The 25,795-nt window shown below is 64.0% G+C and carries 22 protein-coding genes; 13 read left to right on the top strand and 9 right to left on the bottom strand.

Annotation, left to right across the window (positions count from 1 at the left end):
* Positions 1 to 93 precede the first annotated feature (93 nt).
* Both OX459_RS13815 and OX459_RS13810 read right to left on the bottom strand, forming a co-directional pair.
* A complete protein-coding gene (locus OX459_RS13815; RefSeq protein ID WP_289905446.1) occupies positions 94 to 624 on the bottom strand; it encodes an isochorismatase family protein in 531 nt (176 codons plus the stop codon).
* A 44-nt stretch (positions 625 to 668) separates the two neighbouring features.
* Complete coding sequence (locus tag OX459_RS13810) at positions 669 to 1,586, bottom strand: LysR family transcriptional regulator (protein WP_289905445.1); 918 nt, start codon at positions 1,584 to 1,586, stop codon at positions 669 to 671.
* Between the two features lie 121 nt (positions 1,587 to 1,707).
* On the opposite strand from OX459_RS13810, the gene OX459_RS13805 reads away from it, so the two are divergent.
* From OX459_RS13805 to mmsB, 3 genes are all read left to right on the top strand, one after another.
* On the top strand, positions 1,708 to 2,925 hold the full coding sequence (locus OX459_RS13805) for an ABC transporter substrate-binding protein (protein ID WP_152252355.1): 1,218 nt from the start codon (positions 1,708 to 1,710) through the stop codon (positions 2,923 to 2,925).
* Positions 2,926 to 3,068: 143 nt separating this feature from the next.
* Positions 3,069 to 4,583 carry a CoA-acylating methylmalonate-semialdehyde dehydrogenase gene (locus OX459_RS13800; protein ID WP_289905444.1) on the top strand — a complete coding sequence of 505 codons (1,515 nt, stop codon included), beginning with the start codon at positions 3,069 to 3,071 and terminating at the stop codon, positions 4,581 to 4,583.
* Between the two features lie 10 nt (positions 4,584 to 4,593).
* The gene (gene mmsB / locus OX459_RS13795) at positions 4,594 to 5,499 is read left to right on the top strand and encodes a 3-hydroxyisobutyrate dehydrogenase (RefSeq protein WP_289905443.1); all 906 of its coding nucleotides are present in this window, start codon (positions 4,594 to 4,596) and stop codon (positions 5,497 to 5,499) included.
* On the opposite strand, the gene OX459_RS13790 is transcribed toward mmsB, so the two are convergent.
* On the bottom strand, positions 5,496 to 5,885 hold the full coding sequence (locus OX459_RS13790) for a DUF1090 family protein (RefSeq protein ID WP_180278561.1): 390 nt from the start codon (positions 5,883 to 5,885) through the stop codon (positions 5,496 to 5,498). The genes mmsB and OX459_RS13790 overlap by 4 nt on opposite strands.
* Before the next feature lie 134 nt (positions 5,886 to 6,019).
* On the opposite strand from OX459_RS13790, the gene OX459_RS13785 reads away from it, so the two are divergent.
* From OX459_RS13785 to OX459_RS13770, 4 genes are all read left to right on the top strand, one after another.
* Positions 6,020 to 6,862: a tetratricopeptide repeat protein gene (locus OX459_RS13785; RefSeq protein WP_289905442.1), complete on the top strand. Its 843-nt coding sequence runs from the start codon at positions 6,020 to 6,022 to the stop codon at positions 6,860 to 6,862.
* Positions 6,859 to 7,860, top strand: coding sequence for a tetratricopeptide repeat protein (locus OX459_RS13780; RefSeq protein WP_289905441.1), 1,002 nt, complete (start codon positions 6,859 to 6,861; stop codon positions 7,858 to 7,860). Before OX459_RS13785 ends, OX459_RS13780 begins: the two co-directional genes overlap by 4 nt.
* A 68-nt stretch (positions 7,861 to 7,928) precedes the next feature.
* A complete protein-coding gene (locus OX459_RS13775) occupies positions 7,929 to 9,143 on the top strand; it encodes an AGE family epimerase/isomerase (protein ID WP_289905440.1) in 1,215 nt (404 codons plus the stop codon).
* Positions 9,140 to 10,072: a carbohydrate kinase gene (locus OX459_RS13770; protein WP_289905439.1), complete on the top strand. Its 933-nt coding sequence runs from the start codon at positions 9,140 to 9,142 to the stop codon at positions 10,070 to 10,072. The genes OX459_RS13775 and OX459_RS13770 overlap by 4 nt, the downstream gene beginning before the upstream one ends.
* Before the next feature lie 28 nt (positions 10,073 to 10,100).
* Here OX459_RS13770 and OX459_RS13765 read toward each other — a convergent pair whose 3' ends face one another.
* A complete protein-coding gene (locus tag OX459_RS13765) occupies positions 10,101 to 11,195 on the bottom strand; it encodes a LacI family DNA-binding transcriptional regulator (protein ID WP_289905438.1) in 1,095 nt (364 codons plus the stop codon).
* Positions 11,179 to 13,092, bottom strand: a complete 1,914-nt coding sequence (locus tag OX459_RS13760; RefSeq protein WP_289905437.1) for a glucokinase — start codon at positions 13,090 to 13,092, stop codon at positions 11,179 to 11,181. The genes OX459_RS13765 and OX459_RS13760 overlap by 17 nt, the downstream gene beginning before the upstream one ends.
* A 346-nt stretch (positions 13,093 to 13,438) precedes the next feature.
* Between OX459_RS13760 and OX459_RS13755 the strand changes: the two genes are divergently transcribed.
* The 5 genes from OX459_RS13755 (at position 13,439) to ugpC (ending at position 19,348) form a co-directional block, all read left to right on the top strand.
* Complete coding sequence (locus OX459_RS13755) at positions 13,439 to 14,752, top strand: carbohydrate porin (RefSeq protein ID WP_289905436.1); 1,314 nt, start codon at positions 13,439 to 13,441, stop codon at positions 14,750 to 14,752.
* A gap of 357 nt (positions 14,753 to 15,109) precedes the next feature.
* Positions 15,110 to 16,363, top strand: a complete 1,254-nt coding sequence (locus OX459_RS13750; protein WP_099664439.1) for an ABC transporter substrate-binding protein — start codon at positions 15,110 to 15,112, stop codon at positions 16,361 to 16,363.
* Positions 16,364 to 16,478: 115 nt separating this feature from the next.
* Positions 16,479 to 17,363 (top strand): sugar ABC transporter permease, encoded by an 885-nt coding sequence (locus OX459_RS13745; protein ID WP_010397323.1) that lies wholly within the window; start codon positions 16,479 to 16,481, stop codon positions 17,361 to 17,363.
* A complete protein-coding gene (locus OX459_RS13740) occupies positions 17,360 to 18,229 on the top strand; it encodes a carbohydrate ABC transporter permease (protein ID WP_034777933.1) in 870 nt (289 codons plus the stop codon). The genes OX459_RS13745 and OX459_RS13740 overlap by 4 nt, the downstream gene beginning before the upstream one ends.
* Positions 18,230 to 18,238: 9 nt before the next feature.
* Complete coding sequence (gene ugpC / locus OX459_RS13735; RefSeq protein ID WP_099380230.1) at positions 18,239 to 19,348, top strand: sn-glycerol-3-phosphate ABC transporter ATP-binding protein UgpC; 1,110 nt, start codon at positions 18,239 to 18,241, stop codon at positions 19,346 to 19,348.
* Between the two features lie 70 nt (positions 19,349 to 19,418).
* On the opposite strand, the gene OX459_RS13730 is transcribed toward ugpC, so the two are convergent.
* The 3 genes from OX459_RS13730 to OX459_RS13720 all read right to left on the bottom strand — a co-directional run bounded on the left by OX459_RS13730 (position 19,419) and on the right by OX459_RS13720 (position 22,826).
* Positions 19,419 to 21,074 (bottom strand): ParB-like protein, encoded by a 1,656-nt coding sequence (locus OX459_RS13730; protein WP_289905435.1) that lies wholly within the window; start codon positions 21,072 to 21,074, stop codon positions 19,419 to 19,421.
* Positions 21,075 to 21,151: 77 nt separating this feature from the next.
* Positions 21,152 to 22,192 (bottom strand): ParB/Srx family N-terminal domain-containing protein, encoded by a 1,041-nt coding sequence (locus tag OX459_RS13725; protein WP_289905434.1) that lies wholly within the window; start codon positions 22,190 to 22,192, stop codon positions 21,152 to 21,154.
* 88 nt (positions 22,193 to 22,280) lie between these two features.
* A complete protein-coding gene (locus OX459_RS13720; protein WP_289905598.1) occupies positions 22,281 to 22,826 on the bottom strand; it encodes a TetR/AcrR family transcriptional regulator in 546 nt (181 codons plus the stop codon).
* Between the two features lie 229 nt (positions 22,827 to 23,055).
* On the opposite strand from OX459_RS13720, the gene OX459_RS13715 reads away from it, so the two are divergent.
* Positions 23,056 to 24,435, top strand: coding sequence for an MFS transporter (locus OX459_RS13715; RefSeq protein ID WP_289905597.1), 1,380 nt, complete (start codon positions 23,056 to 23,058; stop codon positions 24,433 to 24,435).
* Between the two features lie 3 nt (positions 24,436 to 24,438).
* On the opposite strand, the gene OX459_RS13710 is transcribed toward OX459_RS13715, so the two are convergent.
* Positions 24,439 to 25,656 carry a hypothetical protein gene (locus OX459_RS13710; RefSeq protein ID WP_289905433.1) on the bottom strand — a complete coding sequence of 406 codons (1,218 nt, stop codon included), beginning with the start codon at positions 25,654 to 25,656 and terminating at the stop codon, positions 24,439 to 24,441.
* Positions 25,657 to 25,795: the final 139 nt, after the last annotated feature.

Below are 25,795 nucleotides of genomic sequence, written 5' to 3'. Positions count from 1 at the left end.
TGAGATGGACGGCGCGCCGCTCGCAATGGCGGCGCTGTTACCAAGCTAGCAAATGGGCCGCCGAAGGGCTTGATCTGGCTTAAACCTCGCGTATTATTTAATTAACGCCAGCACTTCGCGGAAACGCGGATGCTTGCAGTCGCGCAACCACTCGAAGGCCAGCATCTCGACCGTCACCAGGTGGGCGCCCAGCTTGTCCAGGCGGGCCAGCGCCGCGTCGCGGCTGGCGGCCTGGCGCGAACCGACGGCGTCGATGGCGATGCTCACGTCATAGCCGCGTTCCAGCAGGCCGATGGCCGTCTGCAGCATGCACACATGGGCTTCGCAACCGGTGACGACGATCTGTCTGCGCCCGGCGGGTAGCATGTCCTGCAAGCCATCAGAACAGGCGCCGAAATGCGTCTTGTGCAAGGTCCGTTCGCACAGGGCGGCGATCTCTTCCACGTTCGGTCCCAGCCCCTGGCGATTTTGCTCCGTGCCCAGCACGGGCACGTCGAGCAGGCGGGCGATCTTGGCCAGGCGCAAGTTTTGTGCCAGCACCAGGCCGGCGTCGTGAATGGCCGGCATCAAGCGGCCTTGCAGGTCGACAATGACCAAAACGGCCTGGTTTGCATCCATCAGCATCGCATCCTCCTTTAATTAGTCTGTGGCGACAGTGTAGCGCGCAGTCAGCTTGGCCAGCTGGGCGTGGCCGTTTCGCCCATCAGGTAGGCGTGATTGAGGTCGATGGCGGTGCGCAAGTAGTTCCACAGGGCACTGACCCGGGCGATATTGCGCCGCTCGCTCGGCGAGATCATCCAGAAGGCGCGCAGCAGGTCGATCTCGCCATCGAGCACGGGCATCAGTTCGTTCGATTGCTGCGCCACGAAGCAGGGCAGGATCGCCAGCGCCTGTCCTGCGCGCGCCGCGTGGTACTGGGCGATGACGCTGGTGCTGCGAAACGCGCGCAGGGAATCGGGCGCGACATTGTCCATGTAGCGCAGCTCCGCGCTGAAGACCAGGTCGTCCACGTAGCCGATGATCGGGTGCAGCGCCAGCTGCGCCACGCTGGTGATCGGTGCGTGGCGCGCCAGGTAGCCTGGCGTGGCGTACAGTTTCAGGCGGTAGTCGGACAGCTTCGTCACGACATACGGCCCGGACAGGGGGCGCTCGATGGAGATGGCCACGTCCGCTTCGCGCTTGGACAGGCTGACGAAACGGGGCACGGCGATCAGGTCCACGCTGATGTGCGGGTACCTGCCGCAAAACTGCGCCAGGTGGGGCGCCAGCACGATGGCGCCGAAGCCCTCGGTAGCGCCCAGGCGCACCTGGCCCGACAGCAGGCGATTGTGTTCGCCCAGTTCCTCGGTGGCGGCAAACACCGTGCTTTCCATGGTTTCCGCATATTCCATCAGGCGGTGGCCCTCGGGCGTCAGTTGGTAGCCCACGTAGTTGCGGTCGAACAGTTGCGTGCCCACTTGCTCCTCGAACTTGCGCATGCGTCGCGACACGGTGGAATGGTCGATGCCCAGCTTTTTCGCCGCATCGACGAGGCCAGCGCTGCGCGTCAGTTCCAGGAAGACCCGTACATTGTCCCAATCGAGCATGGCAAACCCTCTCTGTGCATTTTTGCAAAGGAATTATGCATTAATTTCACTTGAGCGCATATTTTTACACATGCAGAATGCATCTATACATATAAGAAAACCCATCCACCTGGAGACACGCATGAAAAAAACCGTTCTGGCCATGGGCGCGCTGGCGCTCACCCTTTCCTTTGGCGGCGCGCACGCGCAAATTTCCGATGGCGTCGTCAAGGTGGGCATCCTGACCGACATGTCCGGGCCGTATTCGGCCATGGGCGGGCGCGGCTCCGTCGTCGCCAGCCAGATGGCCGTCGAGGATTGCCTGAAGGCCGAATGCAAGGGCATGAAGATCGAGATCCTCTCGGCCGACCATTTGAACAAGGCCGACATCGCCGCCTCCAAGGCGCGCGAATGGATAGACCGCGATAAGGTCGACGCCATCGCCGACCTGACCAACTCCTCGGTGGCCCTGTCCGTGCAAAAGCTCATGAAAGAAAAGGGCGGCATCGCCATGTTCAGCGGCCCTGCCACGGGACGCCTGACGAACGAGGATTGCTCGCCGAACGGTTTCCACTGGATGTTCGACACGTATTCGCAGGCGGCCGGCACGGCGGCGGCATTGACCAAGCTGGGGCAAAAATCCTGGTACTTCGTCACCGTCGATTACGCGTTCGGCCACTCGCTGGAAAAGGATGCCAGCGAAGTCGTCAAGCGCAACGGCGGCACGGTGCTGGGCGCCGTGCGCCATCCGCTGAACGCGTCCGACTTTTCGTCCTTCCTGGTGCAGGCGCAAGGGTCAAAAGCGCAGGTGATCGGCCTGGCCAACGGCGGCGCCGACACGGTATCGGCCATCAAGCAGGCGCGCGAATTCCGCATCGGCAGCGGCAAGGACCAGCGCCTGGCCGCCTTGCTGGTGTTCCTCTCCGACGTGCACGCGCTGGGGCTGGAAACGGCCCAGGGCCTCGTCTATGCGGACGGCTTTTACTGGGATTTCGATGACCGCAGCCGCGCGTTTGCCAAGCGTTTCGAGGCGCTCAACAAGGGCGCCAAGCCGACCATGGTGCAGGCGGGCGTGTATTCCAGCGTCTACCACTACCTGAAATCGGTGGCGGCCGCCAAGAGCGACGACTCGAAGGTCGTCGCCCAGAAGATGCGCGAGCTGCCCATCAAGGATGCCGTCATGAACAACGCTTCCATCCGCCCCGACGGCCGGGTGATCCACGACATGTACCTGGTGCAGGTCAAAACCCCGGCCGAATCGAAGGGCGCGTGGGATTACCTGAAGGTGCTGTCTACCATCCCCGCCGACCAGGCCTTCAAGCCGATGGATGCGGCGGCGTGCAACCTGGTCAAGAAATAATTTTCGGCGGATCAGCAGAGTGCCGGGGTCAGACCCGCCGGGGGGATTTTCCCTAGTGGGGAAAATCCCGGTTCCGAAGGAACTGACCCCAGATTTCCGCTGCTGTGACGCCACTTTCGCGTATCGAATTAATGGAGCCTCACATGAACCAAGCCCTCACCTCAGTCCCCGCCGTCCCCCTGCACATCGGCGGCAAGCACCACGCCTCGACCAGCACGGAATGGCGCGACGTCGTCAACCCGGCTACGCAGGAAATCGTCGCCAAGGTGCCGTTTTCCACGCCCGACGAAGTCAATCTGGCCGTCGCCACGGCCAAGGAAGCCTTTAAAACCTGGCGTAATACCCCGCTGGCGGCGCGCATGCGCATCATGCTCAAGTACCAGCACCTGATCCGCGAAAACATAGTCGCCCTGGCCGAACTGATCACGCGCGAACATGGCAAGACCTTGCCCGACGCGGAAGGGGAGGTCATGCGCGGCCTGGAAGTGGTGGAACACGCGTGCTCGATCGCCACCCTGCAGCTGGGCGAAATCGCGGAAAACGCGGCCAATGGCGTCGACGTGTATAACATCTACCAGCCGCTGGGTGTGGGCGCCGGTATCACGGCCTTCAACTTCCCCGTCATGCTGCCGTGCTTCATGTTCCCGATTGCCATCGCCTGCGGCAATACGTTTGTCCTCAAACCGTCGGAGCAAGACCCGTCCTCGACCATGTACCTGGTTGAACTGATGTACCAGGCTGGCTTGCCGGCCGGCGTGCTGAACGTCGTGCATGGCGGCGCCGACGTCGTCAACATGCTGTGCGACCATCCCGACATCAAGGCCGTCTCCTTCATCGGCTCCACCCACGTGGGCACGCATGTGTACCGCCGCGCCAGCGAATCGGGCAAGCGCGCGCAATCGATGATGGGCGCGAAAAACCATTGCGTCGTGCTGGCTGACGCCAACAAGGAACAGGCGATCAATAATCTGATCGGCGCCGCCTTCGGCGCGGCCGGCCAGCGCTGCATGGCCAATTCCGTCGTCGTGCTGGTGGGCGAGGCGCGCTCCTGGCTGCCGGAAATCGTCGCCCGCTCGCAGGCCCTGAAAGTGGGGCCGGGCAGCGACCGCGATGCCGACCTGGGGCCGATGGTGTCGAAAGCGGCCATGCAGCGGGCGGAAAAGCTGATCCAGGCAGGCGTGGATGAAGGCGCGCAGCTGCTGCTCGACGGCCGCGGCCACAAGGTGGCCGGCTACGAGGGCGGCAATTTCATGGGACCGACGATTTTCTCGAAGGTGGCAGCGTCGAATTCCGTCTACACGCAGGAAATCTTCGGTCCCGCCATGTGCGTGGTGGAGACGGACACCCTGGACCAGGCCATCGCCTTCATCAACGCCAACCCGAACGGCAACGGTACCTCGATCTTCACGTCGTCCGGCTGGGCGGGGCGCAAGTTCCAGAACGAGATCGATGTGGGACAGGTGGGCATCAACGTGGCCATTCCCGTGCCCGTCGCCTACTTCAGCTTCACGGGGTCGCGCGCGTCGAAACTGGGCGATCTGGGCCCGAACGGCAAGCAAGCCTTGTACTTCTGGACGCAGACCAAGACCGTCACGGCGCGCTGGTTCGCTCCGGACGACGGCGGCAGCGGCGTCAATACCACCATCTCGATGAAGTAAGGAGGCCGCCATGGGCACCAATATCGTTTTCATCGGCCTGGGCAACATGGGCTTGCCCATGGCGCAGAACCTGGTGCGGGCCGGCCATGCGGTGACGGGTTTCGATTTGCTGCCGGCCAGCGTGAAGCAGCTTGCCGACGGCGGCGGGTTGGTGTCCGATGACCAGGCGGCGGCGGTAGGTCAGGCCGACATCGTCATCACGATGCTGCCGGCCAGCCGCCACGTGCTGGGTGCTTATTTGGGTAACCCTTTGGGGGACTCTGGCATCCTGGCGCAGGCGCGGCCCGGCACCCTGCTGATCGACTGCTCGACGATTTCCACCGAAGCGGCGCGCCAGGTGGGCCGCGCGGCGCAGGACAAGGGCATGCCGATGCTGGACGCGCCCGTGTCGGGCGGCACGGCGGGCGCCACCAACGGCACCTTGACCTTCATGGTGGGCGGCGAAGAATCCGCGCTGGCGGCGGCGCGGCCCTACCTGGACGTCATGGGCAAGGCCATCTTCCACGCGGGCGGCTCGGGCTGCGGCCAGACGGTCAAGATCTGTAACAACATGCTGCTGGGGATACTCATGATCGGCACCAGCGAAGCGATACGCCTGGGCGTGGCCAATGGCCTGGACCCGAAGGTGGTGTCGGACGTGATGGCGAAAAGCTCGGGCCGCAACTGGACCCTGGACGTGTACAACCCGTGCCCGGGCGTGGCCGAGAACGTGCCCGCGTCGCGCGGCTACACGGGCGGCTTTGGCGTCGATTTGATGCTGAAAGACCTGGGGCTGGCCGTGGAAAGCGCGCTGGCCAGCGGAGCGAGCGTGCCGCTGGGCGCCTTGTCGCGCAACCTATATAGCTTGCACAGCAAGGCAGGGGCGGGCGCGCTGGATTTTTCCAGCATTTATCAACTGCTGGGCGAGAAGGCTTAAGGCTGTTGCGCCTGCAGGGCCGCCAACTCGGCCCTGGCTTTTTCCAGCTTGCCTTCCAGCTTGGCGATCTTCTTCGGCTCCTTGTTCGCTTCCTGGGCCAGGCGCAGCGAACGCTCCGTCTGGTTCACCTTGGCTTGCGCCTTGACGATTTTCTTGTTGTGGCGCTCGATCAGGGTACTGTCGCGGCAGTGGGCGTTGACTTCGTCGAGCGCGCGCGTCAGGCCCGCGACCTTGTCGGACAGGCCCTGTTCCTGCGCCTGGTGCAATTCGCTGCGGATGCTTTCGCGCTTGGCGGCGCAGCCGGCCAGCTGGGTGTCGGCGGCGCTGGCGCCCACGGAGGCTGCGGCGAGCAGCAGGGTCAAGGCGGTTGTGGCGAGGCGGTTCATGGCATTCCTGTGTAAGTGGTGGGCTCGTGCAATGTAAGCCTGCCGGCTTGCCCTGTCAAACTTCTTGTGCAGTGCGCGCCTGTCTGGCATGGCATCGGCTACCATGCGTGTTTTCTTCTTCCCGATACCGTCGCATGCCCAAGAAACTCCTCTTGCTGATTCCTTTCCTGCTGCCGTTGCCGCTCCTGGCCCAGACCCCGCCCACCTTGCTCGACCTGCAGCTGCTCGCCATCAAGGTCAGGGCGGATGCGGCTAGTCATAGCCCGGAAAGCATCGCCGAATTTGAGCAGGCACGGCGCGTGGCGGAAACGGGCGACGTGGAGGCGCAGCTGGACCTGGCGCGCATGCTGCAGCTGGGCGTCGGCACGCCGCAAGATACGGCGCAGTCGATGGCCTGGATACGCAAGTCGGCCGAAGGCGGCTATGCGCCGGCGCAAGCGGCCATGGGGGTAGCCTACACCTTGGGCGGCAAGGTGCCCATCGACCGCGCGCAGGGCGAATACTGGCTGCGCAAGGGCGTGGCGCAGGGCGATGCAGAGGCGCAAACCATCCTGGCGATGGAATTCATCGATGGCGACAGCAGTGCCGAAGAGCAGGCGCTGGCCATCACCTGGCTGAAGGCGGCGGCGAACGAGCAGCACTTTGTGCCCGCCTACAATGCGCTGGGCGAGCACCTGATGCGCGCAGCCGTCGATGAACAGGATCGCGGCGAGGCTTTCCACTGGTATTACAGATCGGCGCGTGAAAAGGAGCCGGCTGGCATGCGCAACCTGGCCCGCGCACATGAACTGGGCCTGGGCGTGGCGCAGTCGGACAAGTGGGCCCTGGTCTGGTACGAGCGGGCGGGATGGAGCGGCGACGTGCCCGCCATGCGGCGCATGATCGAGGTGTATGTCAAAGGCGAACTGGGAGAGCAGGCGAATGCCGAAGACGCGGCCGAATGGCACGCCAAGCTGGCAGAGAAGGAAAACAAATGAAGACCATCCTGTTGGTGTTGAGCGTGGCCCTGGCGCAGAGCGTGCTGGCGCAGCCAGCCGCCGAACCGGCGCCGCGGCAGCATCCGGCGCTGGTCGAATTCGATATGTCCGGCCTCGACGACATGCGCGCAAGGGTGCGGGCCGTGGTCGACCGTCCTGCCGACCTGTCGCCGGACAAGGTCGCCGCCTTCGGGAAGGCGCGCCTGGCCGCGGAAGGGGGAGATACGGCGGCCCAGTTGGAGCTGGCGCAGATGCTGCACGGCGGCGAAGGCACGCCGCGCGACGTCGACGCCGGCCTGGCGTGGATGCGGAAATCGGCCGCAGGCGGCTATGGCCTGGCGCAGGCTTTCCTGGGCGTGGCCTACACGCTGGGGCAGGGCATGGCCATCGACCGCAAGCTGGGCGAATACTGGTCGCGCAAGGGCGCCGCGCAAGGCGTGGAGCTGGCCAACTTCACGGTGGCCATGCACTATGAAAATATCCGCAGCAGCCCGGAAGAACAGGCGCACGCGCTGCACTGGCTGAAGTTCTATGCTGAAAACGGCTTCATCCCCGCCTACAATGAAATCGGCTACCGCCTGATGATGACGGCGCAGGACGAGGCGCAGCGCAAGCAAGCATTCACCTGGTACATGCGGGCGGCCAAGGCGCTCGATCCCTCCGGCTTGAACAATGTGGCGTACTCGTATGAAGTGGGGCAGGGCGCGCCGCAGAGCGACGAGGCGGCCCTGGGTTGGTATGAAATGGCCGCCATCGCCAAAAGTCCGCCGGGGCAGACGGGTTTTGCGCGGCTGCTGGAACAGGGCCGTGGCGGCCCCACCCGGCAAGGGCCGGCGCCCAAGCCTTTCGCGCTGTACCTGCTGGCGGCGAAGCAGGGCGAGCTGGAAGCCATCGAACGGCTGGTCAAGGTGTACGATAGGGGCGAGCTGGAACAGGCGGCCGACCCCGCGCAGGCGACCCTGTGGCGCGAAAAGCTCAGGCTGGCCAAGACTCCCTGAGCGGGCATGACGGCGCGGGGACGGCATGCTATCATCATTGTTATCGATAACAATATCATGAGAGACCCATGAATCCCGATTTCCGCTCCAGGGACATGCTCGAAAAGCATATCCAGCACACGATGAATTTTTATCACCCGCGCGCGATTGATCCCAGCGGCGGCTTTTATCACTTTTTCCTCGATGACGGCACGGTGTACGACGCCAGCACGCGTCACCTGGTCAGCAGCACGCGCTTCATCTTCAATTACGCCATGGCGTACCGCCACTTCGGCGATGAAGGTTACCAGGCGGCCCTGCGCCACGGCATGGCCTTCCTGCGCGACGTGCACCGCGACCCAGCCACGGGCGGCTATGCCTGGCAACTGTCTTGGAAAGACGGCGTCAAAACGGTGGAAGACGGCGCCAACCACTGCTACGGCCTGGCCTTCGTGCTGCTGGCCTATGCGCACGCCTTGCAAGCTGGCGTGACGGAAGCGCGCGCGTATCTGGACGAGACCTTCGAATTGATGGAGCAGCGCTTCTGGCTGCCCGAACAAGGCCTGTATGCGGACGTGGCCAGCGCCGACTGGTCCACCCTGGACGGCTACCGGGGCCAGAACGCCAATATGCACGCCTGCGAAGCCATGCTGGCAGCGTTCGAGGCGACGGGCGAAGCGAGATATCTGCACCGCGCCGAAACCCTGGCGCACAACATCACGGTGCGTCAGGCGGGCCTGGCGAACGGCATGATCTGGGAGCACTACAAGCCCGATTGGTCGATCGACTGGGACTACAACCTGCACGACAAGAGCAATATCTTCCGTCCGTGGGGCTACCAGCCTGGCCATTTCACGGAATGGGCCAAGCTGCTGCTGATCATGGAGCGCCATAGCCGGTTCATGGCCGGCCCGTCGGACTGGCTGCTGCCGCGCGCGCGCGCCCTGTACGACACGGCGTTGGCCAAGGCCTGGGATGGCGCGCATGGGGGCATCCACTACGGTTTCGGTCCGCAGGATGAGATCTGCGACGGCGACAAATACTTCTGGGTGCAGGCGGAAAGCTTCGCGGCGGCCGCCGTGCTGGCCGCGCGCACGGGCGACGAGGCTTACTGGCATAGCTACGACAAGATCTGGGACTACAGTTGGACGCACTTCGTCGACCATGAACACGGCGCCTGGTACCGCATCCTGACGCCTGAAAATCAAAAAATCAGCAACGAGAAAAGCCCGGCCGGCAAGACCGATTACCACACCATGGGCGCCTGCTATGAAGTGCTGAACGTGATTGGCGGTGCGGCATGAACGCCGCCGCTTTTCCCGCTTTCCCACGCTTTGTGTCGGCCGGAGAAGCGCTGACGGACATGCTGCGCACGGGGCCGGATTCCTGGAACAGCCAGGTGGGCGGCTCGACCTGGAACGTGGCGCGCGTAATGGCGCGCCTGGGCGTGCCCAGCGCCTTTGCGGGCGGCGTCAGCCTCGACGTCTTCGGCGACGCGCTGGCCGCTGCCACCGAGGCGGCGGGCCTGGACATGCGCTTCCTGCAGCGCCATGCGAAGTCGCCGCTGCTGGCCATCGTGCATGAATTGCATCCGCCTACGTATTACTTCATCGGCGACGACAGCGCCGACCTGCATTTCGACGCGTCGCTCTTGCCGGCCGGCTGGATGCAGGGGGCGCAGTGGGTGCATTTCGGCGGCATCAGCCTGGCGCGCGAACCGCTGGCGGGCAAGCTGGTGGCGCTGGCGCAGGAGCTCAAGGCGGCTGGCGTGAAGATCAGCTACGACCCGAATTTCCGCATCATGATGGATGAACGCTACGACGCCACCTTGCGCCGCATGACGCAGCTGGCCGACGTGATCAAGGTGTCGGACGAAGACCTGGCGGGCCTGTTCCGCCATGATGACATCGATGGCGCGTTTGCCACCCTGCGCAGCTGGAATCCGCAAGCAACGTATTTGTATACGCGCGGCGCGCAAGGCGCGGCGCTGTACCGGGGCGAGCAGACATGGCAGGCGGCGCCGCCCGTCATCGAGGTGGTCGATTCGGTGGGGGCGGGCGACGCCAGCATTGGCGGCTTGCTGTACAGCCTGATGTACCGGCCCGAGGCCGATGGCGGCCAGCATTTGCGCTTTGCCGTCGCGGCGGGTGCGGGCGCCTGCCTGGCGGCCGGTGGCGCCCCCCCTTCGGTGGAGCTGGTGGAGTCGCTGGTGCAGCGCACGGTGGTGCGCTAAGGGGCGCTCGACGGGTTGGTGGGGGCAGTCACTTTGCGACCGGAATGTGCCCTACTGGAGCACATTCCCCCGTCGACGCCCGCGCCATCAAGGTGAACGCCATCAAATGATGCGTGGCGGACGCCGTTTCTCCGGCGCGGCGCTGGCGGATTTCGTCGATGACGAGATTGACGGCGGCGCGCGCCATGTCGGCGATGGGCTGGTGGATGGTGGTCAGCTCGGGCCAGACGGTGGTGGCGACGGGCGTGTCGTCGAAGCCGCACACGCTCAATTGCGTCGGTACCTGCAAGCCCATGCCGTGCGCCACGGCCAGGGTGGCGGCGGCCATGTCGTCGTTGCTGGCGAAGATGGCGCTGGGATGCGGTGCTTGCGCCAGCAGTTGGCGCGCCGCGTCGAGACCCGAACGATACGTAAAGTAACCTTGCGCCACCCTGTGCGGCGCTACCCGCAAACCCGCTTCCCGCATGGCGTCCTCGAAAGCCTGGCGGCGCAGCAGGGCGGGCGTGTGCGCCGGATCGCCCTCGATGAAGCCGATGTCGCGGTGGCCCAGCGCGAGCAAATGGCGCGTCATGGCCAGCGCGCCCTCGTAATCGTCGATGCGTACGGCCGAAACGCCGGGCGAGGGGCGCGCCGTGGCCACGGCGATGGCGGGGATGCCCATCCGGTTCAACTGCGCCAGCACTTCCGGCGAATCGCACAGGGGCGGCGGCACGAGGATGCCGTCCACGCCGGCCGCCACCAGGCAATCGATGCCGGCGCGCTGGCTGTCCAGGTCTTCGCAGCGTTCCAGCAGCAGCTGGCCGCCGCCCTGGCGGCATTGATCCATGGCGCCAACTAAAAATTCGCTGAGGAAGGCCGCGCTCGGATTGCTGTACAACAGGCCGATGCGCAGGGTGCCCGTGCGGGCCGCCCTGGCCGCCAGATTGGGCTGGTAGTGTAGGCTGGCGATCGCCGCCTCGACCTTGTCGCGCGTGGCCGCGCTGACGCTGGCGCGCCCGTTGATCACGCGTGACACCGTCATGGCCGACACGCCGGCCACGCGCGCCACGTCGTGCACGGTGGCGCCGCTGGCGGCGTCGGAGGAGGTGGGGGCGGCGTGCGCCGCCTTATTCGAGGTGGCCACCGAATTTCAGCTTGCCGCTGATGCGCATGCCGTGCAATTGGCCTTCTTCCAGTTCAGCGGCGCTGGTGCGCTGCGCCGTGTCGCGCCGCGCCAGGCCCACCGACAGGATATCGAGCATCATCAGCTGCAGCAGGCGCACGATCATGGGCACGAAATTGAGGTTGCCTTCCGGGTGGTTCAAGGTCAGCAGCACGTCGGCCAGCTTGGCCAGCGGCGAACCGCTGGCCGTGATCGCCAGCACGCGCGCGCCGCAGCCCTGCGCCACCTTGACGGTGCGCAGCAGGTCGGGCAGGGCGCCGGAACGGGAAATGACCAGCGCCACGTCGCCTGGTTTCAGCATGGCGGCGCTCATTTCCTGCGCCTGCGGGTCGGCAAAGAAGCTGCTGACGATGCCCAGGTTGAGCAATTTGTGCTGCATGTCGTCGGCCACCACGCGGGCGCTGCCCACGGCCAGCAATTCCACGCGCTGCGCGCCGCGCAGCAGTTCGATGGCGGCCGTCAGCGCTTTGACGTCGAGCATGTCGCGCAGGGCCAGCGCGGCCGAGGCGTTATTGCCCAGTACCTTGCGCGCCAGCTCGGCGTCGGAATCCGATATCTCCACGTGGCAGTGGGCCACCGTGATGGCGCCGCCCGTCAGTCCGGACGCAAGCTTCAGCTTGAAATCGGCCAGGCCCTGCACGCCGATCGAGCGGCAAAAGCGCATCACGGTAGGCTGGCTCACGCCGACGCGCTGGGCGATTTCGGCGATCGGCAGGGTCAGCATGGCGTTCGGCTCCTTCAAGACCCAGTCGGCCACCTTGCATTCCGAGGGGCTCATCCTGCCGCGCGCCTGGCGCACGGATTCGAGCACGGGCGCGCCGGAATGGGCGCGCTTGAGCTTTTGCGCCAGGATGGCGGCGATGCCGAGGAAAGTCGGCAGTTCGGCCGTGATCAGAAAGGTGGGAATTTGCGCCAGGTACTCGTTCAGGCGGCCTTTTTGCTCGAAGCGGGCGCGGAACTGCGACTGTTCGAACAGGGGCCCCAGGCGCGGCACGATGCCCCCGCCTATATAGATGCCGCCCAGCGCGCCCAGGGTCATGGCCACGTTGCCGGCGATGGAGCCGAGGATGGCGCAGAAGCAGTCCACCGCTTCGAGGCACACGTCGCATTCATTGTTCAGGGCGCGGCTGGTGATTTCGGCTGCCAGCAGCGGCAGCGCATCGGGCTTGCCGGCGCGCTCGGACAGGGCGCGGTAGATCAGTTCCAGGCCGCGCCCGGAAGCGAGGCGTTCGGCCGAGACGTGCGACAGCTCGCGCCAGGCGAAGGACAGCACGTCCATCTCGCGCTGGTCGCACGGGGCGAAGCTGACGTGGCCCCCTTCGCTGCCCAGCGCGATCCAGCGGTCTTCGGCGGGGATCATGCCCGACACGCCCAGGCCCGTGCCCGAACCGAGCAGGCCGATGACGCTGTCGGCGCGCGCCATGCCGCCGCCGATCTGCAGGCGCTGGTCGGGCCGCAGATAGGGCAGGGCCATGGCCAGCGCCGTGAAGTCATTCACCACCAGCAGGGTGTCGAGGCCCATCGTGGCGCGCATGGCCTCGATCGAGAAGAACCAGTGATGGTTCATCATGCGGATATTGTCGTCGTCGATGGGATTGGCGATGGCGATGGCCGCATGGCGCACGCGCGCCGAACCGGCGGCGCGCGCTTCGCTGCTATCCATATAGGCGGTGATGGCGTCGAGCAGCGAGGCGTAGTCGTCGCACGGCAGCACGGCGACCGCTTCCAGGTGGCCCTGGCGCGTTTCAAGCACGAAGCGGGCGTTGGTGCCGCCGATGTCGGCCAGCAAGCGTGGCCCTTCACTGAAACGCTCCGCCGGATCGCTGCCTGCTACTTCCATTTTTTCATCTATTTTCATGGCGGTGCCTAGTCTCGTCTGCGTGCGCTGTCTTGGCGGCGCACTGTCGTTATGGCAAAAACCAAGGATTTTAATTCGTATACGTGCCGCGTGCCGAAAAATGCGGGACGCCTGCGTAAATGCTTGTCCGCAGTGCCGGAAACGGACGGCGCCGGCGGAAAAAACAGGGCAGTCAACGCGCCTGTCGGTACGCAAATAAAGTGTCGCAGAGTAGTCGTAGGATTACAACATAATATGTTGATATTTGTTCGTAGTATAGTTACTATGTCCCTGCTGGAAAGAATTCTGGCCAGTACATTCGGCCACGAATGACTAGATAAAAAATAAATTACTGAGGAGACTTACCATGCTGCATCGCACCATGTTGAAGGCCGTGTTGAAAACGCTGCCAGCTGCCATCGTCTTAGCCATCGCCAGCGGTTCCGCTGCCGCCGACCCGATGTACCCATCCGATTCCGAAGGCTTCCACGGCTACCTGCGCGCCGGCGCCGGCAGCAATACGTCGGGCGACGGCGGTTCGCAAGGCTGCTTCGGCCTGGGTGGCAATACCATGAAATACCGTCTGGGCAATGAGTGCGACGCCTACACGGAATTCGGCTACACCAAGTCCGTCGCCAAGTCCGGCGGCGTGAACTACCTGGCCACCATCTGGGTCAACGCCTACGCGCCAAACTCGGATTTCGGCGACAACAAGCTGGGCATCGTCAAGGCCTACGTCGAAGCGCAGGGACTCGATTTCCTGAACGGCGGCACGGCCTGGATCGGTAAACGCTTCTACTACCGTCCTGACATCCACATGTTGGACTTGCAATACATCAATATGAACGGCACGGGCGCCGGCCTGGACCGCATTCCTGCTGGTCCTGGTAAATTCTCGTATGCCTTCTTCAAGGACAACGACTTCAACAAGTTCGATGACAGCCTCGGCACGATCAGCGGTAAGCCGGGCGCCTTGCTCGGCACCCGTTCGGCCGTGCGCCAGAACTTCATCTACGGCGAGATTCCCGTCAATGAAAACGGCACGCTGGACCTGGCCGCGACCTACATCATCGGTGAAGGCAAGGACAACGACTTGTACGGCAAGAAACACAATGGCTGGCAGCTGTCGGCCTTCCACCGTCAAGGTAAAGTGTTTGGCGGTGGCAACACCTTCGGCGTGCAGTACGGCGTCGGTCCCGGCACGGGCAAGGGCGCGCAGTTCGGCGCTTCGGGCGACACCAGTTTCGGTTCGGACGTGAAACGCACGCGTATCTTCAATGACATGGCGATCCAGCCGATGGCCAACTTCGGCATGGAATTCGTCGCCCTGTGGCAAAAAGACGAGTCGAACGCCAACGGTTCCTCGACCTGGACCTCGGTTGGCGTGCGCCCTGTGTACGCATTCACCGACAACTTCAAGCTGGTGGGCGAACTGGGCACGGACCGCGTGACGCAAGCGGGCGGCCTGCCGGCCAAGCGCCTGACCAAGCTGACCATCGCCCCGACGATCTCGGCCGGTCCTGGCCTGTGGTCGCGTCCTGAGCTGCGCGCTTTCGTGACCTACGGCAAATGGAACGATGCGGCCACCGCCTCGGTCAACGCGTCGAACAACGGCGGCCCGATCTACAACAACAATACCAGCGGCACCTCTTATGGTTTCCAGGTAGAAACTTGGTTCTAAACACCGAACCAAACCTGCTGCGCGGCGCGCTTTGCGGCCTGCGATGCTCACCGTGCTCTAGCACGGTTGCGCTTCTTAGCCACAAATCACTGCCGCTCGCGACGGTTTTGTTCAGTGTTGATGTTTGTAATGCAGATCAACCTGGCGCATCCTTCGCGGATGCGTTTTTGGCGCCGTCCCGTGATATAAATGCAATGTAGTCGTTTCATGGATCACGGCGCCGTCTTTTCACTGAAGATGATGCCCGTTTGCAAGCGGGTCTGAGCACAAGAGCGCCGGTACAGGCGCAGATTTCACCTTTTTCGGCCCCCGTATGCCGAAGCCCCCTAAAAGCTTGATCAAAAAAGGAATGTGGAGATGAAACTGAAATTCAAGATTACCCAACTGGCCGCGTTGACCACCCTGGCATTTGCCGGCAGCGCCTTTGCGACCGACGTGGAAGTGTTGCACTACTGGACCTCCGGCGGCGAAGCGAAGTCCGTGGGCCAGTTGCAGCAAATCGTGAAGGAAAGCGGCTTCGGCTGGAAAGACTTCGCCGTGGCCGGTGGCGCTGGCGAAAACGCCGCGACCGCGCTGAAAACCCGCGTCATTTCCGGCAATCCGCCAACGGCCGCCCAGATCAAGGGCCCGTCGATCCAGGAGTGGGGCGCGGAAGGCGTGCTGGCCAATATCGATGATGCCGCCATTCCAGGCAAATGGGATGCCGTGCTGCCGAAAGTCGTCGCCGATATCATGAAATACAAGGGCCACTACGTTGCCGCCCCTGTCAACGTCCACCGCGTCAACTGGATGTGGGTCAACCCGGAAGTGCTGAAAAAAGCCGGCGTGGCCACCACCCCGACCACCTGGGATGCGTTCTTCGACGCGGCCGAGAAAATCAAGAAATCGGGCGGCATCGCGATCGCCCACGGCGGCCAGCCTTGGCAGGACGCCACCGTGTTCGAATCCGTCGCGCTGGGCGTGGGCGGCACGGAATTCTACAAGAAGGCCATCCTCAAGCTGGACCAGAAGGAATTGACCGGTCCGACCATGCTCAAGGTGTTCGACACCCTGGGCAAGGTGAAGACCTATATCGACAAGGATGCGGCAGGCCGCGACTGGAACCTGGCCACCGCCATGGTCATCAACAACAAGGCCGGCTTCCAGTTCATGGGCGACTGGGCCAAGGGCGAGTTCACGGCAGCCGGCAAGGTGCCGGGCAAGGACTACCTGTGCGTGGCCGCTCCTGGCACGGACAAGGCCTACACCTTCAACATCGATTCGTTTGCCATGTTCACGCAAAAGGATGCGAATGCGAAGAAAGGGCAGATCGCCCTGGCCAACGCCATCATGAATCCGAAGTTCCAGTCGATCTTCAACCTGAACAAGGGTTCCATCCCCGTGCGTTCCGGCGTTTCCAAGGACAAGTTTGACGCTTGCGCCCTGAAATCGATGGAAGACATGGACGCCACCAACAAGAACGGCGGCCTGGTGCCATCGTTCGCCCACGGCATGGCGCTGGCTTCGGCCACGCAAGGCGCCGTGACCGACGTCATCGCCAAGTTCATGAACACCAACATGAGCTCGAAAGACGCGGTTGCTGCATTGGCCAAAGCGGCAAAAGTGAAGTAATCACGACGGCGCCGGCACTCCCGCCGGCGCCCTCTGCATCGCATGCATCGCAGGCGTCCGCCCTGGCATTCGTCCAGGCCGGCGCCACACGCAGTTCTACTTCTACGGCTGTCCTATGTCCATACGCAAGCAATTCGACCGATGGATACCGCAGATGGTGCTGGGCCCCACGCTCATCGCCAGCTTGGTATTCGTCTATGGTTTTATCTTTTTGACCGGTTGGCTGTCGCTGACCGAATCGCGGCTGATGCCGAACTACGAGTTCGCCGGCCTGGTGCAATACGTCGAGCTGTTCGACAACGAGCGCTGGTGGACCTCGCTCAAGAACCTCGGCATCTTCGGTGTCCTGTTCATCGGTTGCAGCATCGCCATCGGCCTGTTCCTGGCCATCCTGCTGGACCAGAAAATCCGCGCCGAAGGCGCGCTGCGCGCCATCTACCTGTATCCGATGGCGCTGTCCTTCATCGTCACCGGCACGGCGTGGAAATGGATGCTCAATCCCAGCCTGGGCCTGGAAAAGGTCATGCACGACTGGGGCTGGACCTCGTTTACCTTCGACTGGCTGGTCAATTCCGACATGGCCATCTACACGGTGGTGATCGCCGGCGTGTGGCAATCGTCGGGCTTCGTCATGGCCCTGTTCCTGGCGGGCCTGCGCGGCATCGATGATGAAATCATCAAGGCGGCGCAAGTCGATGGCGCATCCCTGCCGACGATCTACTGGCGCATCGTGATTCCCGCCATGCGTCCAGTGTTCTTCAGCGTGCTGCTGATCCTCGCGCATATCGCCATCAAGAGCTTCGACCTGGTCATCGCACTGACGGCTGGCGGACCTGGCAATTCGTCGTCCGTGCCGGCCATCTTCATGTACCAGTTTTCCTTCACCCGCGGCCAGCTGGGCCTGGGCTCGGCATCGGCAATGATGATGCTGGCCACCATCGTGGCAGTGCTCGTGCCGCTGATGTACCTGGAAACGCGCAGCGCAAAGGCGATGAGATGACACCTACACGCAATAATCGCCTCACCCTCGGACGGGTGGTTGTATATCTGCTGCTGATCCTGTTTGCGGTGTACTACATCGTGCCCCTGTACGTGACCCTGTCGACGTCGTTCAAGTCGCTCGACGAGATCCGCAGCGGCAACCTGCTGGCACTGCCGCACGTGTGGCAGTTCGATTCCTGGTCCAAGGCCTGGTCCTCGGCCTGCACGGGTGTCACCTGCGACGGCATGCAGCCGTTCTTCTGGAACTCGATCAAGATGGTGATTCCCGCCGTGCTGATCTCGACCTTCCTGGGTGCCTTCAACGGCTACGTGTTCGCGCACTGGCGCTTCCGCGGTTCGGAAATCCTGTTTGCCGCCTTGCTGGTGGGCTGCTTCATTCCGTTCCAGGTGGTGATCCTGCCGATGGCGCGCCTGCTGGGCGAATTCGGCCTGGCAAACACCACTACCGGCCTGGTCTTCGTCCACGTGGTGTATGGCACGGCGTTCACGACCCTGTTCTTCCGTAACTACTATATCGGCGTGCCGGAAGAATTGATCAAGGCGGCCCGCATCGACGGCGCCGGCTTCTTCTTGATCTTCCGCAAGATCGTGCTGCCGATTTCGGGTCCGATTTTCGTCGTCTGCATCATCTGGCAATTCACGCAGATCTGGAACGACTTCCTGTTCGGCATCGTGTTCGCCAGCGGCGATTCGCAGCCGATCACGGTGGGCTTGAACAACCTGGTCAACACGTCCACGGGCGTGAAGGAATACAACGTCAACATGGCTGCCGCGGTGATTGCCGCGCTGCCGACCCTGCTGGTCTATCTGGTCGCAGGCCGTTATTTTGTGCGCGGTCTGACCGCAGGCGCAGTCAAAGGTTAAGGAAAGAATATGTCCAGTTTATCGATACGCAGCATCCGCAAGGTGTACACGAATGGCGTCGAAGTCCTCAAGGGCATCGACATCGAGATCAAGGATGGCCAGTTCCTGATCCTCGTCGGCGGCTCCGGCTCCGGCAAGTCGACCTTGCTCAACATGGTGGCCGGCCTGGAAAGCGTCACTTCCGGCGAAATCCTCATCGACGGCAAGGTGGTCAACGACCTGCCGCCGAAGGACCGCGACATCGCCATGGTGTTCCAGTCGTATGCGCTGTACCCGTCGATGACGGTGCGCGAAAACATCGCGTTCGGCTTGAACGTGAAAAAAGTGCCGAAGGCGGAGCAGGAAGAAATCGTCGCCCGCGTCGCCGAAACCCTGCAGATCACGCATTTGCTGGACCGCCGCCCGGCGCAGCTGTCGGGCGGCCAGCGCCAACGGGTCGCCATGGGCCGCGCCATTTCGCGCAAGCCGTCGCTGTTCCTGTTCGACGAACCGCTGTCGAACCTGGACGCCAAGCTGCGCGTGGAAATGCGCGCCGAGATCAAGCTGCTGCACCAGCGCCTGAAGGCCACCATCGTCTACGTCACGCATGACCAGATCGAGGCGATGACCATGGGCGATTTGATCGCCGTCATGAAGGATGGGGTGGTGCAGCAACTGGGCACGCCGCAGGAAATCTACGACAATCCGGCGAATCTGTTCGTGGCCGGCTTTATCGGCTCGCCATCGATGAACTTCATCACCGTCAAGCCTGTCATCGAAGGCAACGAGGTGTTTGTCGCCATCGAGAACGCAGGCAAGAGCATGCGCCTGGCCTTGCCGTTCGCCACCGACAAGCTGCGCAGCTATGCGGGCCGCGACGTGATCCTGGGCGTGCGCCCGGAGCAGATCACGGACATGAGCAGCGCGCACGGCGACGTGGGCCAGGAATTGGGTTGCCTGATCGACCTGGTCGAGCCGACCGGCCCGGATACCCTGCTGACGACGCGCCTGAACGGCGCCGCCGTGACTTGCCGCACGCATCCGCGCGAAGCCGTGCTGCCAGGGCAGACCATGCAGCTGTCGTTCAACCTGTCGAAAGCGGCCCTGTTCGATCCGGAGAATGGTGAACGCATCGCGTAAGCGACGTTACCCATAAAAACGGCCCGCCTGTCAGCTGACAGGCGGGCCGTTGTCGTTTGCGCCGCCGAGATTATTTCGGCAGCGCTTTCTTGTAGGCGATGGAGTAGCTCAGCTTGCCCGTCGGCGTGACCAGGTCGTCCAGCGCGGCCTGGCTGAAGACGCCCGTCCAGCCCAGGGTTTGCGCCATCACGCCGCGGCTGACGATATCGTTCGCCTTCAGGCCCGCCATCGCCGTCGATGCGCTCTTGATGGTGGCCATGTAGCTGGCAACGTCGCGCGTGTCCGTCTTGGCCAGGTCGATGCCGGGCTGCGTGCGCAGCCAGTCGGCCCAGTAGAATTCGAGGAATTCCGTGGCCGTTGACGGCACCACGTAGCCGGCGTCGCGCGTGAAGTAGACGAGCGAGCGGTACGGGTCGTTGCCCAGCGACTTCAAACCGATGGACGCGGGCAGCTGGCTGGTGGCGATGGCCTTGTTGCCGCCATCCTTCAGCCAGACCTTGTTGACCTTCTTCATCTGCGCCCAGAAATCGTATTCACTGAGCTTGCTGAAATTGTCCGTCACCTTGACCCACACTTTCAACTGCAGGTTCTGGCCATTGTCGGCATCCCGGAAGGCGCTGAACGTGTGGTGGCCGTCCGTCAGGTACAGGGTGCCGTTCGGGCCGATGACGACCGTCTTCATGTCGCCCGGCTTGGTGCCCACTGCGGACTTGCACTGGAAGGTGGCCGGTGGATTGCTCAGGGTGGCGCCGGCCACGTTGGCCGTCTTGCTCACCACGTCGTCCTGGCCGTTGGCTTCGCACAGTTCGGCGAATTTCTTCGGCTTGTTGGTCTTGGCCATGACCAGGTCTTCCGCGCCGTAGCGGCCCAGCTTGTAGTAGATCTGGTCGTAGCCGACGGCTGGCTGCGTGGGATGCAGTTCGTCGAGCGACACTTGCAGGAAGACGGGCGCCGCATCGGTGCCGGCAGCCGTGGCGGCCAGGACTTGCTGGCGCGCGCTGAGCACGGGCGGCGTTTCCAGCACGCTCTTGCCGGTGGCCATAGGCGCGCCGCCATCGATGATTTGCGCGACGATGCTGCCGCTGGCATTGACGATGTCGATATCCGTGCCGCTCTGTTTTACCTGCAGGTTGTCGAGCAGGACGTCGGCCGGATCCTTGCTGTTTGGCGTCAGGGCGCCATTGACGAAGTCGTAGTTGGCCGCCATGCCCAGGGTTTGCAGGGGCGCCGCCAGGGCCGTGCCCAGCTGCGTCTGCGCCGTTTGCAGTCTGACCGCATCGATGGCGGCCAGGCTGGCGGGAGACGCGCTCGAGGGGATGCTGCCCAGCAGCTGCATGGCGATGACGGAGGTGAGCGGCGTCAGGTTGACGGCGCTTTCCTTCAGCGACAGCGCGTACAGGGTGGTGCCGCCTGCCGGCGTGACGGAGACGAGGAAGGGCGCCTTCGCCGCGGCAGCCAGGGTGATGGCCACTTTGCCTGTCGCGTCCGTGGTGCCGCTGCCGACGACATTCTTGCCCGCGTCGAGCACGGAGACGGAAGCATTCGCCACGGCCTTGCCGGTGGCCGCTACCACGTTCAGGATGCGTGCCGGGGTGACGGGGGCCACCGGGGCGACGGGCGCCGTGGTGTCGCGATAGTCTGTGCCGCCACAGGCGGCCAGGCTGGCGCCCAGTGCGAGGGCGATGGCAATCGATAAGGTGCTGCGGCGGATGCTGTGCTTGTACATGGTGTCCCGTGATGTCGGCCTGAAAAGTGCCGACATGCTAGCGGGCGCAGATGTCAGGATGATGACACGCCTGGATGTTACTGACGCAGCAGCGACTTGCGGTAGTCGATGGCGTAGCCCAGCTTGCCCTTGTCTTCGGTCAGCTCGTCGAACGCTGCGTGGTCGATTTCGCGCAGGGCGCCAAGGTCCGCCGCGCGCTTGCCGCCGCTGACGAGCTCCGCCGGTTGCAGCGCCACCATCGCCTGCGCCGCCAGCAGGATGGTGCTGGCATACGCGGCGGGATCGAGCAGGTCGACACGCGCCAGATCCAGCGCCGGTTTGCGGCGCAGCCAGTCGGCCCAGTAGAATTCGAGAAATTCCGTAGCCTGGTCGGGCGGCTTGTAGCCGATCCCGCGCGTAAAGTACACGAGCGAGCGGTAGGGATCGTCGCCCAGGGATGCGAGGCCGATGGCGGATGGCAGTTGCTGCGGCGTGATGGCTTGGTTCTGGCCGTTTTTCAGCCATACCTTGTTTTCCTCGCGCATGCGGACCCAGAAGGCCGCTTCGCCCAGCGCGCTGAAATTGTCGCTGACCTTGACCCACACCTTGAGTTGGTGGTTGCGCCCGCCATCGGCATCCCAGAAAGTGGAAAACGTGTGGTGGCCATCGGTGAGGTATACCGTGCCGCGCGGCCCGATGACGACAGTCTTCATGTCGTCGGGACGGCTGCCCACGGCCGCCTTGCAGCGGTAGCCGGGCGGCGGCGTGGCCAGGGTGGCGCCGGCGACATTGGCCGTGCCGGGCAAGACGTCGCCCTGGCCATTGGCTTCGCACAGGTCGGCGAATTTCTTTGGCTTGGCGATGTCGGCGATATGTTTTTCTTCGGCCGCATAGCGTCCCAGCTTGTAGTACACCTGGTCGTAGCCGATGGCCGGCTGGGTGGGATGCAGTTCATCGAGGCGCACCTGCAGAATGCGCGGATGGGCGGCGCTGCCTACGACGGTCGCCCTCAGCGCCTGCTGGCGCGCACTGAGGGCGGGCGCGACGGCGGCATCGCGGGCCAGTGCCGGCGGCAGGAAGGCTGCAAGGCAGGCCAGGGCCAGCAACAGGGCGGGGATGCGGGAAAGAATCCGGTTCATTGCCTGTGTCTCCAATCGATACAGTATGGATGACGTCAGGCGCCGTGCCTTGATGCCGCGCAGGAGTGGCTCACATCGCTGCGCGCCGTCAGCGGCCCAGCATGCGCAGGCAGGCGTCGGCCACGTCGGCGGCGAAGGCGCTGCTGTCCTGTAACTGCGCGGCGATGGCGTCGTCCGTCACGCCATGCACGGCCGAGTAAATCATCAGGGCCGCCAGGCGCGGCTGCGGCAAAGGCCAGGTGCCGGCCGCCGCGCCGCCCGCCAGGATGGCGCCCAACTGGGCCAGGATGGCATTCTTGTCGGGATTGTCCGCAGAATCGATGCCGATGCTGCGCCGGTGGCTCGTGTAGACGATGTCGTGTAATTGCCAAGTGCGCAGGTAAGTGGCCACATTCGCCTGCACCCACGCGCGCAGCCGGCCTTCCCAGTCGCCGGGCATGCACAGGTCGACGGCCGTTTCCAGGCCGGCCAGGAAGTGCTGCGTATAGCGTCCGGCCAGCGCCGCCAGCATCTCGTGCTTGGACGGAAAATAGTGATAGAACGTGCCTTTCGCCACGCCGGCCAGGGTGGTGATGTCGCTGACGGTGGTCGCTTCCACGCCCTTGTCGAGAAACAGGCGCTCGGCGGCGGCCATCAATTCATCGAGGCGCACTTCGGCAGGCTTGGTGCGCGGGCGAACGGGGGCCGGCGCAGCGGCGGCATCGGGCAGGGCGGGGTTGGCGTGTCGTGTCGTGGTCATGCGCCCAGTATAAGTGAAGCGCGGGCGCCGCCCAAGCGCCCGCCATGCAAGGCTGTTGTTTTTAATTGACCGACGGTCAGTCGATAGTTATGATGAAGGCGAACTCATGAATTGGAGACACGCCATGCAGCGCTATCGCCGCGCGGCCCTGGTGGCCGCCGCCTACCTGGGCACCTTTCTCGCCTCGCTCGATATCAGCATCGTCAACGTGGCTTTGCCCACCTTGCAAACGGCGCTGGCGACGGATATGGCGGGCTTGCAGTGGGTGGTCAACGCGTATGCGCTGTGCCTGTCGGCCTGCATGCTGTCGGCCGGACCGCTGGGCGACCGGCATGGGCACAAGCGCATCTGGCTGCTGGGCGTGGCCCTGTTTACGGCCGGTTCGCTGCTGTGCGCGCTGGCCGCCAGCCTGCCGCTATTGCTGACGGGCCGTGCCGTGCAGGGCGTCGCGGGCGCCTTGCTGATTCCGGGCGCGATGCCGATATTGAGCCACGCGTTTCCCGACCCGCGCGAGCGGGCGCACGTGATCGGCGGCTGGTCGGCCTTCAGCGCGCTGGCGCTGATCCTGGGGCCGCTGCTGGGCGGCATGCTGCTGGAGGCCACGGGCTGGCAAAGCATCTTCCTGATCAACCTGCCGCTGGGCGTGCTGGCCGTGCTGCTGGGCGCCTGGGGCATGACGGAACGCCATTACCGGGAACAGGCGGCGCTGGACCGGACGGGGCAGGTGCTCAGCATCGTCTGGCTCGGTGCGCTCACCTACGGCTTGATCGCGCTGGGCGAGGTGGACGGACCGGGCGGCATGGCTGCCTGGCCATCGCTGGGCGTGGCGCTGCTGGCCTTCCTCGCCTTCCTGGCTGTCGAAGCGCGCGCGCCACGTCCCCTGTTGCCGTTGCGGCTGTTTTGCGACCGGACCTTTGCGTTGATCAACCTGGCGTCGCTGGTACTGGGGTTTGCCTGCTACAGCAGCCTGTTCTTTTTCTCGCTGTATCTGCAGCAAATCCAGGGCTGGCCGGCGGGCGCCAGCGGCTGGCGCATGTTGCCGCAGTTCGCGGCCATGGGCGTCGTTTCCCTGTGTTTCGGCCGCCTCAGCCGCCATTTGTCGCTGCGGCGAATGATGCTGGCTGGCTATGTGCTGGCGGGTCTGGTGCTGCTGGCGACGGCGACCTTGGCGCCGCGGACGCCCTACGCCATCGTCGGCAGCCTGTTCGGCCTGCTGGGCCTGGCGATGGGTTTGGCCGTGCCGGCCACCGGTTTGCTGGTGATGGCATCCGTGCGCGGCGAGCAAGCCGCCATGGCTTCGGCCATCATGAATGCCTTGCGCCAGGCGGGCATGACCCTGGGCGTGGCCGTGCTGGGCAGCGTGATGAGCTTGCGCGCCGCCGCCCTGCTGGAGCGGGCGGGGCAGGTTGCCGCCCTGGCCGCCGGTTTTCAGCTGGCCATGCTGCTGGCGGGGCTGGCATGCCTGGCCGTGGCCTTGCCGCTGTACTGGCTGCCGCCGAAGTAAGGCTTATGCCTGCAAATGGCTGGGCACGCGCGGCGACGACATCAGGTCGCGGAAGGCGGCCCAGTGCTCGGCGCGCGTCGCGCCCTGGCGTTCCACATACGCTTTCGCCATGTCCTGGCCCAGGTTGTAATTGATGACGTACGCACCCATGGCATCGTAGAACTGCAGGCGCTGCGCGGATTTTTCGGCCGGGTACAGGCGCACGTTGACCAGCCATTCCAGCGCTTCTTCGCGGGTCAAGTTGCCTTCGAGATACTGGCGCGCGATGTCGTTGTCGGCGTAGCCTAGCTTGGCCAGCAACTGGTTCAGCTGTGCGTAGCGGGGCGCCAGCGCCGGATCGAGGCCGGCCAGCGGGTACAGCACCTGCTGTTCGAATGCCAGCCGTTCTGCATCGGTAAAACTCAGTTCGATGCCGTAATTGGCCGTGCCTTCGGCGATCAACGATTGCGGCGAGTACAGCGGATAGATGCAGTATTCCATCCAGCCCTTGCCGCGCACCAGGTCGCGCTCGAGCAGCACGTTGTACACGTGGTGACCGGGATACGCTTCGTGGCAGCCGAGGTCGACCGCGCGGTCGATATACACGGGCAAGTCGGTATTGATCTGGATCACGCTCTGGTAGTTGCCCTTGTACCAGTTGTAGCCGCTCCACGGTTTGTCGGTGACGAATTCCAGCACGAAATCCTCGCCTTCGGGCAGGCCGATGTATTGCAAGGTGCGTTCGCGACCCGCGCGGATGGCCGCATCCATGACGGCGCGCAGCTTGTCGGCGGGAATGACGAGTTGCGCGCGCAAGGCGTTGACCCGGTCGCTGACCGTGCCGTCGCCCGGCAGCAGGGCGTCGATCTGCGCCACCAGCTCAGCGTAATATGCGCGGCTGTGGTGGGGCGAGACGGCGTCGTACAGGCGCGCGCTTTCCGTGTCGAAATCCAGGCGTGTCCCTTGCAGCATGTCCGCCTTGGCCAGCACGGCTTGCAACTGCTTGCGCAGGTTGAGGGCGCGCAGGCAGGAGGCGTCAGCCAGCAGGGCCAGCGCCGCGTTTGCGCCATCTTTGATATCGCTCAAACTCTGCGGCTGTTTGACCGCTGCGGCCTGCCACGCGGGCGGGCCGTAATACGCGTCGACATACGAGGCGTCGTGCTGGCCCATGGCCAGGACCAGCTTGACGTAGCGTTCGGCCACGTCGGCGAGGGAAGGGGAGTTGCTGTCGTTGTTGCTCATGGAGGCAGGGTTCTTCACGGTTGGACAGCGCTTATTGTATAGCGCAATCAGCCAGACGTGAGGCACGGTCGGGCGACATCATTTCCCTATAACAATGAGCGAAAGGCATCTTGATGTAGCTCAGTGAACCCGGTATTTG

The organism is Janthinobacterium sp. SUN026, assembly GCF_030397625.1.
Lineage (GTDB): Bacteria > Pseudomonadota > Gammaproteobacteria > Burkholderiales > Burkholderiaceae_D > Janthinobacterium > Janthinobacterium kumbetense.
Note: the sequence above shows the minus strand (reverse complement) of the source record. Positions and strands in the feature narration are given on the sequence as shown.